This is a genomic window from Thermovenabulum sp. (assembly GCF_049723235.1).
Lineage (GTDB): Bacteria > Bacillota > Thermosediminibacteria > Thermosediminibacterales > Thermosediminibacteraceae > Thermovenabulum.
In genome coordinates this window covers 1-7,902 of record NZ_JBNARB010000035.1, presented here as the reverse complement: position 1 = coordinate 7,902, position 7,902 = coordinate 1, and the positions used below count along the sequence as shown (strand labels likewise).

3 protein-coding genes are annotated in these 7,902 nt (G+C 28.7%); all 3 read left to right on the top strand.

Annotated elements, in window-relative coordinates:
• The first annotated feature begins 610 nt into the window (after nucleotides 1–610).
• Entirely contained in the window at nucleotides 611–3,613 is a 3,003-nt protein-coding gene (locus ACPLOV_RS11355; protein WP_424911197.1) for a tetratricopeptide repeat-containing glycosyltransferase family 2 protein, read from the top strand.
• Between the two features lie 199 nt (nucleotides 3,614–3,812).
• A complete protein-coding gene (locus tag ACPLOV_RS11350) occupies nucleotides 3,813–5,000 on the top strand; it encodes a flagellin (RefSeq protein WP_424911196.1) in 1,188 nt (395 codons plus the stop codon).
• Nucleotides 5,001–5,219: 219 nt separating this feature from the next.
• Nucleotides 5,220–7,868 (top strand): DEAD/DEAH box helicase family protein, encoded by a 2,649-nt coding sequence (locus ACPLOV_RS11345; protein WP_424911195.1) that lies wholly within the window; start codon nucleotides 5,220–5,222, stop codon nucleotides 7,866–7,868.
• The last annotated feature ends 34 nt before the right edge of the window (nucleotides 7,869–7,902 follow it).

The following is a 7,902-nucleotide window of genomic DNA, read 5'->3' as shown; positions in this document are numbered from 1 at the left end:
ATTGTCAAAGAACAGAAATAAGTAGATTCTAAAAATGAGTTTCTACACTAAAATCATTAAATTGATTAAAAGGAAAGTATAAAAATTATGTAAATTAATACAACATAGTTTTACTCTAATAACTTTTATAAAGGTAGCTTTGGATTTTTATTAAAATACGTTATTATTACAGAATTTTAATTTTCCAAGAATCATGAGTAAATTGCAAAACTCTAAATGCTTGATTTAATAACATTTTCCCAAGTCAAAAGAATCAGGCAGAAAAGGATGTCCTAAAGAAACTATGTTCTTGGCTATTACAGCTATGCAGATAGAAAACATTAAAACCGTAGCCGCTCTTGTTAAGAGGCTAAGAACAGATCCCATATATATTAAAAGCAAAATAAAGAAATTGTAAATAGCGATCATCGTTATTGGTTTACACCGTTTACTTTAATGAAAATTGCAACACAAGCGGGTATTCAAATTAATGATATAATTCTTGCAGAGACTTATTTATCAGATAATAAGTTTCTCAACGAAGTTCTTAAAAAATATCCGCTTTTTAGAGATAACATAATTTTAGTAGGAGAAATATAGTTAAAGTATGATGAGTGGGGAGGAGAAAAATATGCAAGAGTTTACACTTATATTTAAAGGTGATAGGCAGGGGGTTGAGGATAATTTAAAAAAATTTTTCCCTATAATAAATAATTTTGAAAATGAAATTATAATAATTTCAAAAGATTTTACAGAAAAAAAATTAGGCATTGAGAATAAAGAAATTTTTATTTGGGATGAGGATATACCGGTTTATAATTTGGAAAAATTTTGTAGGCTGATAAGTAAATATGAAAATTTTATTTTGGTTGATCAGTTTATAGAATTAAATGATGAAGATATTTATAAACTGTATGAGGTATTTAAAAAACATAAGGAAAAGTCAGGCATAAAATTTTTTCATAAGTTTCATATAGTAAATGGTGAATATTTTACAAAATCTCTTCCTTTTTTGCAAGGAAATTCCGATGAAAATTGTAGTTATGAAGAAAATGATAAATTAATCATTGATAATAATTTTTTTATTAAAAATAATGATTTTCAAAGTATAATATATAAATTCCTGCAATATGGCGAATATGAAGCTCTAACAAAATGGTTTAAATTTAATATTAATACCGAAAACATAAACGAAATTTTATGTAATTTAGAAGATGTAAAGATTACATTTTTTGAAAAAAATATAATGGAAATAAATGAAAATATAATAAAGTATAACTTTTTTCCTGAAGATTATTTAATAATGCTCTTGATTCAAAATAAAATTATTACGAATAACAAGAATATTACAGATAAAAATCTTAGAAAATGGTTATCGAAAATTAATTTTGATAAAGAGAAGTTATTTCTAAGCTATCTAATGCATTTTTTGAAAAGAGATTTTTCTTTATTAATTGAGTTTCTTAAGATTTTGCCCATGGAAACATTAAAAAATTACCTTGAATTCCAATTTAGAAAATATAAAAGAAATGCTTTTGATATAGTAAATTTTATAGATATTAATATAATTCAAAAAGAAATAAAAAAAACCAATAATAAAGATATTAAAATATATTATCAAATATTAAAGCAGTACATATCAACAAACATTAATTTAACCTGTGAATTAGAAGAAAGAACTATCATACCAAAATTATTTGCGAATTTTGGGAATACAATAATTTATATGTATAATTATTTTACAGACGAGCTTGCCGAAGAAGAAAAAAAATTAGCCTTAAAAATTGACGAAGCGTCTAAATGTTATATCCGCGGAGAAAAAGAAAGGACTTATGAAATACTTGAAGATGCATCAAAGCTAATAAAAGAATTGGAATATTTTATAAGACTTCAGATTATTGGCAGCCGATTAGATGCAGGTAAACATGATTATAAATTAAGTATATGTATGATTGTAAAAAATGAGGAGAAAAATTTAGAAAGATGTTTAGAAAGCATTAAACCGCTTCTTGATTCTGGACTGGCAGAATTAATAGTCGTGGATACCGGCTCTGAAGATTTAACCGTAGAAATTGCAAAAAAATACACTAAAAAGTTATACTACTTTCCTTGGAACAATAATTTTTCGGAGGCAAGAAACTACAGCATTAGCTTTGCAAGGGGAGAATACATTTTTATATTAGATGCAGATGAGGAGGTAGAAAAAGAAGAAGTTAAAAAAATAATAGAATACTTTTCATCAGAAGAATATAAAAATTACAAAACAATTTCCATAAAAGTGAAGAGTTTTACAGGGAATGATAAAGAAAACTTCGGGATAGCCCATCAAATGCTTTTTTTTAAAAATGAGCCAGTTTTTTACTATTATGGTAAAATTCATAATCAGCCATATGCATTTCCTCCAAAAAAGGATTTAGATATAGAAATTTTGCATTACGGATACATTATGAGCGATGAGGAAATTAAGGAAAGGAAATTTAGAAGGACTGCAGGGCTGCTGAAAAGAGAAATTGCCGAAAAAATAGATTTTGTGTATTATTGGTATCAGCTTTCTGTAAGCTATTCCATGCATGGTGATTTAAAGGAAGCTTACAAAATATCAAAAGCGATGTTAAAAATCATAAATAAAGATTACAAGGAAGAATATTTGATGTATTTAAATTTTGCGGCTAAAACCATGTTTGATATGGATTATTATGATGAATGTATAGATTTTATAGATAGTATAATGAATATTAATCAAGAAAATATTGACCTCTTTTATTTTAAAGGGTTTTCATATTATAAAAACAAAAATTTTAAGGAGGCTGTAGAAGTCTTAGAGAAATTCCTACAGCTTCTTGAGAATTTTTCTCGGCTTAAAATTTCAAAAGACGAAAGAATGGTATTTTACAGTGTAAATAAAAAAGATACAGTTTTGATACATTTAATAAAAATGTATATTGAACTTGGAGAAAAAGTAAAAATAGCTGATTTAATAAAAACGTGCTTGAGTAATAATGTGGTAATTAGTATATTAAATGATTTATTTAACTATCTTATAAGCAATAATATGTATGAAGAACTGATAGATTTTTATTATTATAATATTAATGATGTTAGCACAGAAGAAATGTTTATTGTCGCATTTCAAGAAAAAATTAAAAATATTGAAGAAGAAAAACAGAAAAATGAAATGATAAAAGCTTTTATAGAAAGCCCGTATAAAAAATCCTTTATTTCTTTGCTGAAGATAAATTTTGAAAAATTAGACTTTGATAATTGGGAAAAAATTTACCATATAAATATTTATCCAAATATTAGCGATATAGAATATATCATAAATTTAAAAGAAGCGTTAAAGCTAATATTAAAACAACCAAGTATTAGGGAGAATATAAGTGATTCCAAAATCTTAAAATATTTTGAAGACTATTTAGAAATATTGTTAAACTTAAATAATGCAGGATATAGTAATTATTTAAGTGATAAGGAGAAAGAATTAATTAATTGTATTATAAAAGGCTACGGCGAATTACAAAAAAACAATTTAAGAAAATCCTTTGAAGAAATAAAAGTAGCAGTTAATAAATATGAAGAAATGTCTAAACCGATTTATCTTTTATTAAAAAATATATTTGGAGATATAAATTAATAATAGTTAAAAATAAGTAAAAAATAGAGGAAAACAAAAAAAATGCTGAAAAAAAGAAATAAATTAACTATATAAGCTGTTTTTAAAGGTTAATTTTTATTTAATATATACGATAATATAAATGAAAACAAAAACCGGCCGGTTATAAAATTCAACCGCATGGAAGCGGGCAAAATAAAAAATCAGGGAGGATGAAAATATGCGGATTAACCACAACATAAGTGCTCTTAATGCGTACAGGCAATTGACAGTTAATAACAATACTATGCAGAAATCGTTAGAAAAGTTATCTTCTGGTTTTAGAATTAACAGAGCTGGAGACGATGCTGCAGGGCTTGCTATAAGTGAAAAAATGAGAGCTCAAATAAGAGGTTTGGAGCAGGCTGTAAGAAATGCTCAAGACGGCATTTCTATGATTCAGACTGCAGAAGGTGCATTAAACGAAGTTCATTCTATACTTCAGAGGATGCGCGAGTTGGCTGTCCAAGCATCAAATGATACTAACACTACAGAGGATAGGCGGGCAATCGGTGATGAATTAGTCCAGCTTAAAAATGAAATTGACAGGATTTCAGAAACAACCGCTTTTAACACAAAGAAACTTTTAAACGGTGAATTTGCACGAGCAACTGCAGTTTCTACTAGTGGTAGTTCTATTATAGCAAATGGTGTACTTGGCGATACAGTAGTTATAACGAAACTAGATGTATCAAATGCAGCAGCAGATACAACTTATGCCTTTAGTTATAGTTCAGAAAATAATATGTTAACTTTAAGTGGCAACGGACAAATTGAAGCTATTGCATTAACAAGTGCTATGTTTACTGATAAAAAAGAAACATTATATTTTAGTAAATTAGGTATAGAAATAGAAATAACGGCAGTTACATCTACAGTTGACAATATTGGAACATTATTTAATAACAAAAAAATTAAAACAATGCAAAGCACTTCAGGTTCAGCATATTTCTTAATCGGAAGCAATGGAGTTACAGAAGAAAAGCTCAATGTATCTTTTATAAAAATTGATTCAACTACTCTTGGTTCTGGTGCTGGTAATAATTTAGCTGATAGAATTACTAATAATACAGCAGTCGATACTAAAGAAAAAGCAGATCAATTAATCAGTGTTTTAGATTCTGCATTAAATCAGGTATCAACTCAGCGTTCTTCCTTAGGTGCCGCACAAAATCGTCTCGAACACACAATAAACAACCTTGAAACAGCAGCTGAAAACCTCACTGCTGCTGAATCACGTATCCGTGACGTAGATATGGCAAAAGAAATGATGGAATTTACAAAGCTCAATATTTTGAACCAAGCTGCAACAGCAATGCTTGCACAGGCGAATATGGCACCGCAGTCAGTACTTAAGCTGTTGGGTTAATATAATGTTAATATTTGTAAGATTAATAATAGCCCCGGGTAACCGGGGCTTAAATAATGTATATAAAAATTATTAAAGCGGGCAAAAAAATACATAACGCCCGCTTTTTAAATTATTACAGATGTCCTTTAAAAAAATACTTAATATAATAAATTATTATGTTAAAATATATTCAGAAATTTAAATTTAATTTTTATTACCTTTTGCAAGGTGAAAAAAATGGAAGAAAGAGGATTAAAAATAATCCAGGATAATTTGAATGATATTACGCTTGAAGATGTGGGTAAAATATACAAAAAATTAGAAAATATCTATAATCAATTATTGTTAAAGCAAAACATTGAATTAAAGAAGTGTTTTTGCGGGGGCAATGAAAACTTTCTTATAGAGTTAAAGAAATCCTTTTCAAAAGCTATAGAAATAAATTTAATAGTGTCATTTTTGCTGGAATCCGGTGTAAGATTAATAATTGAGGATTTAGTTGAAGCAAGAAAGCGAAATTGTCCTATCAGTATTATCACTGGAAGGTATTTAAACATTACTCAGCCTTCTGCCCTTTATTTGATAAAAGATAGGTTAGGAGATTATGTAGATTTAAGATTTTTTAAAGATGACAGTATTCCGTTTCATCCAAAAGCATATATAATTGAATACGGCGATGGTAAAGGAGATATTTTCATAGGTTCTTCAAATATTTCAGAATCCGCATTGACTTACGGTATTGAATGGAATTACAGAATTGAAAAAACTACAAACCCAAAGGATTTTGAAGAATTTAAAAAAGAGTATTTTATGCTTTTTGAAAATTTTACTGAAAAAATAGATGAAAGGCTTTTAAAAAAATATAGTCAAAGCTGGAAAAAGCCCAAAGTTTTTATTGACATAGAAAAGCATTTATTGAAGACTCAAAAAAAGGAAGAATTATATATTTCCGATATAACTCCCGATGAAAATGAAATTTCAAGAGTTGAGGAAAGTTCTCATGAATACAGGGCACCTTTTGAAACAAAGGTTGTCCCATTATTTCGCCCAAATGATGCCCAGATAGAAGCACTATACTGGTTGAAAAAATGCCGGGAAGAAGGTTTAAAAAAGGCACTAATAGTAGCGGCTACGGGTATTGGCAAAACTCTTATTTCCGTTTTTGATTCTATAGAATATAATAGGATTTTATTTATTGCCCACAGGGAGGAAATTTTAAATCAAGCTTTATTATCCTTTAAAACCTTTAGGCCAAAATCTTCAATAGGATTTTTTAATGGGGATATTAAAGAAACCGAAAAGGATATTATACTGGCTTCTGTTCAAACCCTGGGGAAAGAGGAATATTTGAATTCATCATACTTTGCTCCTGACTTTTTTGAATATATGATAATCGATGAATTTCATCATGCGGTGGCAAAAAGCTACAGGAACATTATTAATTATTTTAAACCAAAATTTCTGCTGGGGCTTACCGCAACTCCTGAAAGATTGGACAACAGGGATGTCTTTGAGCTTTGCGATTACAATGTGGTATATGAGTTGAGGCTTAAGGATGCAATAAACAAAGGTTATTTGGTACCCTTTCATTATTACGGCATATATGACGAGACGGATTTTTCGGCTATACCTGAAATTAACGGGAAATACAAGGAAGATGAATTGGAAAAGGCTTTGATGATTCACAAAAGAGCGGAATTAGTTCTTAAAAATTATATGAAATTCAATAAACAAAAAACTTTGGCTTTTTGTGCATCAAGAAATCATGCAGAATTTATGGCGGAATATTTTAATCAAAAGGGAATAAAATGTTGTGCGGTTTACAGCGGCGAGCAGGGCAAAAATGCAGCTGAAAGGGATGAAGCAATAAGAAAACTAAAGAATGGAGAAATTAAAATAATATTCACCGTTGACATGTTCAATGAAGGCGTTGACATACCGGAAATTGATATGGTAATGTTTTTAAGACCGACGGAATCACCTACAGTGTTTTTGCAGCAGTTGGGAAGAGGTTTAAGAAAGGCAAAAAATAAAGACTATTTAATCGTTTTGGATTTTATAGGAAATTATAAAAGGGCATTTATAATTCCCTTCCTTTTAAGCGGCAGTGATTTTGATGTGGAATCTGTAAAAAGAGGAAAATATACCGTTGATGATTTTGATTTCCCTGATGATTGTATTATTGACTTTGATTTCAGATTAATTGATATTTTTAAAAAGCAGGCTGAAAGCCTTAAAGATATAAAAACCTTAGTTTTAGATGAGTATTTTAGAATAAAAGAAGCACTGGGCAGACGTCCCAGTAGACTTGATTTATTCGAAAATATCGATGAAAGTGTATACAGGGGAATGAAAAGATTTTCCGACCCTTCAATTAATATTTTTAAGGATTATATTTCCTTTCTAAAATACAATAATGAATTAAAGTCTGATGAAGATATTTTATATAACACAATTGCTCATGAGTTTATAAATTTTGTGGGAACTACGAAAATGTCCAAGGTATATAAAATGCCTTTGCTTTTAGCATTTTACAATAACGGAAACATGAGGTTGAAATTGACACCCGAAGATGTTTATATTGCTTTCAAAGAATTTTTTTCAAACCCTTCAAATGCCGTTGATTTAGAAGTGCACAAAACAAGAAGTGATTATAAATCCTGGGGGAAGGAAGATTACATAAGGTTATCGAGAGAAAATCCCGAAAAATATTTAATTAAAACCAATCCTGAATTTTTCTACAGGGATGGAGATTATTTTTGTCTAAACGAGAAACTAACGCCTTTTGTAAAAAATGAATATTTTTTAATGCATTTTAAGGATTCAATAGATTATCGAATAAAGAATTATTACAGGGAGAGGTATGAAAAATGGACTCAACAATAAAATACTACGATGAAAACGCAAAGGCTTTTTTTGA

Coding starts and splice junctions, on each gene's coding strand:
- ACPLOV_RS11355 (WP_424911197.1), top strand. CDS start 611: ATGCAAGAGTTTACACTTATATTTAAAGGTGATAGGCAGGGGGTTGAG.
- ACPLOV_RS11350 (WP_424911196.1), top strand. CDS start 3,813: ATGCGGATTAACCACAACATAAGTGCTCTTAATGCGTACAGGCAATTG.
- ACPLOV_RS11345 (WP_424911195.1), top strand. CDS start 5,220: ATGGAAGAAAGAGGATTAAAAATAATCCAGGATAATTTGAATGATATT.